The organism is Hydrogenivirga sp. 128-5-R1-1, from assembly GCF_000171895.1.
Genome location: NZ_ABHJ01000058.1, coordinates 1 through 3990, shown reverse-complemented (window position 1 = coordinate 3990; position 3990 = coordinate 1). Strand labels below are relative to the sequence as shown.

Genomic DNA, 3990 nt, shown 5'->3' with positions numbered 1-3990 from the left:
TAATTTTACTTCACCAGATGAAGTAATAGAAACATTAGAAATTGTTTTACATAGAGGTAAAATAGAAAATAGAGGGGGTATTGTTGAGTATAATCCGGAAATTGATTCAAAACTTGAAGTAGCAAAGCTACTTGATAAACAGATTTTCTTAGGATTTGCCATAAAAGAAGAAAAAATAGTTCCATATTTTCAGCCTATTTTTGATTTAAACACAGGTAAAATTTTTGCCTATGAAGTTTTATTTAGGATAGAAGATAACGGTAGAGCCCTACCGGCAGGTGATTACATAGATGTGGCTTATAAAACTGGACTTATTGTAGAAATTGACAAAACTGTTCTTAATTATTTAAAAGGAAATTTAGATAAATTAGAAGGGTTTAATCTTTTTATAAATATTTCTGCTCCATTTGTTAAGGATAAGGATTTTTTAGAGTTAACGCCTGACATTTGTAATTGTGTATATGAAATAACAGAGCAAATAGCTGTAGATAATATTGATAAATTAAAAAATCTTGTAAAAAACTCTAATGTTAAAATGGCTCTGGATGATTTTGGCTCTGGATATTCTTCCATAAAGACTGTTGTAGAGCTTACAACAGGCGGTGTAATAAATTATTTGAAAATAGATGGCTCTCTAATAAAAGATTTAAATAAAAGTAAAGAAAATTTTTATATAGTTGAAAGTGTCGTGAAAATGGCAAAAACTTTAGGATTGAAAACTGTTGCTGAATTTATTGAAAACGAGGAAATATTAAAAACAGTAAAACAGCTTGGAATAGACTATGCTCAGGGGTTTTATTTAGGTAAACCTAAGCCTTTATCAGAAATTATTATGCTTGAACATTTTTATAACAAAGAGTACTTTTTGAAACAGTTAAAAAGGGAGCTTGCAAGAGTAAAAAGATACAAAAGGAATCTAAGTATATTGAGAATAGATATAAAGAATAATGTGCCTGATGATGATATTTTTATTTTTGCAGAAAGCATATCAAACAACCTGAGAATAACTGACCTTTTTGTCAAATGGGATAAGCATACACTTTTAATAGCTGCCCCAGAAATAAGCAAGGAAAACGCAAAAGGCATTGAAAGAAAAGTTTTAAACCTATCTAAAGAACTATCTAAAAAGAATAAAATTTTTCCCGTAGAAATATCAGCTGAAATTTTTGAAATAACTCCAAAAACAAAAATAGAAGATGAAAAGAAAGTTATAAATGGGGTGTTAGGGGAGTTGAAGTTTGAAGAAAAAGTATGAAGAATTTCTTAAAAATTATGAGGAAGAGTTTGTAAAATTAGGAAAATTTGGTATAAAAGTTTATTCAAAGCTAAATCCAGATAGCTTTGAAAAAGAAATAAGATATTTGTATAGGTCTCTTATTTTGAGAAAAACAAATATTTCCAAAGACAAAGAATTAAAAACATGTCTGAAGAACCTATACAATGCAGGAGTACCTTTGAATATTTATATAACTAAATTATTTTTTAAACTAATTTCTGATTTTTCCAATGAGCTTTTTAGAAAGGAAGTATCAATGGGACAGCTAAAGGAACTGTTAAATAAAATAGATAATTCCTTTGAAGAAATTTCCAGTATATATTTAGAATTTAAAGCTCAGAAAGTAAAGAAAAATAAAAAGAAGTTAAAGAGTATAAAAGTATATTCTTAGCTACTAAAATTTACAATTTATTTAAAAAATATTCTGAAGAAAAAAGAAATATTAGAGTTGAACAACTATACAGAAACATGCTTATTACTGTCTTTACAAAAGATATAAAATTAGAAAGAAATTATGTAAGTCTTGGAGTAAAGGATATAATGTTAGCCCTCGCATATGAAACCAAAGAAGTATTTGTTAAATTTGAAGAAACTCCAGATATACTCTGTAAAGTAAATATAGATATGCAGGAAAAAAGATTAAATGTAATAGAAATTGCCGAAACAGACCTTGATTTTTCAAAAAGAAATGTAAAGAGGGTAGCATTTCAGGAGTATGTTCCTGTTGATATAATATGCGAAGATAATTATTATCATGGGAATGTTATTGATTTATCTCTTAAGGCAATCAGGATAAATACAACAGAAGTGATAAAAATAAATACAGATAAAGAATGTAAGTTATCTTTTAAGCTGAAAAACAAAAAATTAGAAATAATAGGAAAATTATTTAGGAAGGAAGGTTCAGATTTAATTTTCAATTTTGAATTGGATAGTAAAACAGAAGATATAATATCCTCTTATATGGCAGAAGTGGAAATGAAATTAATAAAAGAGCTGAAAAATAAATACACAATGATTTTTGAGGGCTAAAATGATTGTTGAAAAATTATTTGAGAAAGAGGATAAAAAAACATTTTTACTCAAACCCGACTTTTATGATTTTTCCGCAGTGAGTATAAATTCTCTTCTTATTATAGAAGATAAAGAAGCATGTCTTATAGACCCGGGAGGGAAAAAAACTTTTTATGAGCTAAAATATACAGTAGATGAAATATTAGAAAAAGAAAATACAGCTCTATCATTTGTAATAGGTACACACCAAGACCCTGATGTTTCATCTTCAATAAATCTATGGATTGAAAGTTATAATGTTAATTTTTTTCTTCCAAGAGTATGGATGAGGTTTGTGGCTCATCTTGAAATTGAAAATTTAGATAAAATAACTCCTATACCAGATGGGGGAATGGATTTAGTTTTTGCAAATGGAAGTATTTTAAACCTGCTTCCTGCTCATTTTTTGCATAGCAGCGGTAATGTGCACATTTATCATTCTGAGTCAAAAATATTATTTTCCGGAGACTTTGGGGCTTCAGAAAGTAGTGATATATTCGTAAAGGATTTCCAGAGTGTAGTCCCTTCATTAAAAAAATTTCATGAAAGGTACATACCTTCAAGTAAAGCTTTAAATTTTTATATAGAAAACATTTTAAAAAAATTAGACATAAACATGATTGTCCCTCAACATGGCTCTGTTTATTCAAAGGAAAATATTGAAGATTTATTGAATTTCTTAGAGAACCTAAAATGTGGTGTGGATATATTGGATGAAATTTATAATGGGAAAAAATCTTTATTTTTATCAGATTCTATTATAGAAAAAATATATCAAATAAGAAATCTTCATGATGTTTATATACTAAATCTAAAGGAAAATAAAATTGATAGAATAAATCTATCCCATAAAAATTGCGATTTTGGAAAAATATTTTACAAGTATATATATCCTTTATCCAATTCAAAATGCTGTGAAAAAGACAGTATTATCTGTAAAACTATCTCTGAGATAGAAGACAAACACAAAGAATTTCATTTATTTTTAAAAAAGAGTTTAGAAGATAAAAGAATATCTAAGGAAGAGTTATCTAAATTGAATGAAATCTCTAATGGTCTTAAAGAGCTTATAGATAATTTAATTGATGTGGTTATATAATAAATTATCAATTTTTTGTCAGGAGATAAATTTGAATATAGTTTTCTGGGGAACGCCAGATTTTGCTGCTGAAAGTCTAAAAGCACTTCTAAATTCTAAACATAAAGTTTTAGCTGTTATAACGCAGCCAGATAAACCAAAAGGAAGAGGAAAAAGATTAACACCTCCTCCTGTAAAAGTTGTTGCACAGGAAGCAAGAACTCCTGTATTACAGCCTGAAAAAGTAAAAAATAATGAAGAGCTTTATAACCAGTTAAAAGAGTTAAATCCAGATATATTTGTTGTAGTTGCTTATGGAAAAATACTGCCAAAAGAAATAATTGAACTTCCAAAGTATAAAACCATAAATGTTCACGCATCACTTCTTCCAGAATTTAGAGGAGCAGCGCCTATCCACAGAGCAATACTTGAAGGTAAAGAAAAAACCGGCGTTTGTATAATGGAGATTACAGAAGAACTTGATGCAGGAGATGTTTATGCCTGCAAAGAAGTTGAAATTACAGAAGAAGACGATATTGTTTCTTTACATGATAAACTTGCAAAAGAAGGAGCACAGCTTTAC

At 28.2% G+C, this 3990-nt stretch carries 5 protein-coding genes; all 5 read left to right on the top strand.

The window, feature by feature from the left end:
• On the top strand, positions 1-1255 hold a 1255-nt coding region (locus HG1285_RS05555; protein WP_008288366.1), incomplete at its 5' end, for an EAL domain-containing protein.
• On the top strand, positions 1239-1667 hold the full coding sequence (locus HG1285_RS05560) for a hypothetical protein (RefSeq protein ID WP_008288365.1): 429 nt from the start codon (positions 1239-1241) through the stop codon (positions 1665-1667). The genes HG1285_RS05555 and HG1285_RS05560, both read left to right, overlap by 17 nt.
• A 77-nt stretch (positions 1668-1744) precedes the next feature.
• A complete protein-coding gene (locus tag HG1285_RS05565; RefSeq protein WP_008288364.1) occupies positions 1745-2308 on the top strand; it encodes a PilZ domain-containing protein in 564 nt (187 codons plus the stop codon).
• 1 nt (position 2309) lies between these two features.
• Entirely contained in the window at positions 2310-3428 is a 1119-nt protein-coding gene (locus tag HG1285_RS17695) for an MBL fold metallo-hydrolase (RefSeq protein WP_008288363.1), read from the top strand.
• Between the two features lie 31 nt (positions 3429-3459).
• Positions 3460-3990 (top strand): methionyl-tRNA formyltransferase (gene fmt / locus HG1285_RS05570; RefSeq protein ID WP_083793091.1); only part of this gene is annotated, 531 nt, incomplete at its 3' end.

Excerpts from the sequence above, each read along its gene's own strand:
- HG1285_RS05565 (WP_008288364.1), top strand. The coding sequence starts at position 1,745 with ATGCTTATTACTGTCTTTACAAAAGATATAAAATTAGAAAGAAATTAT.
- HG1285_RS17695 (WP_008288363.1), top strand. The coding sequence starts at position 2,310 with ATGATTGTTGAAAAATTATTTGAGAAAGAGGATAAAAAAACATTTTTA.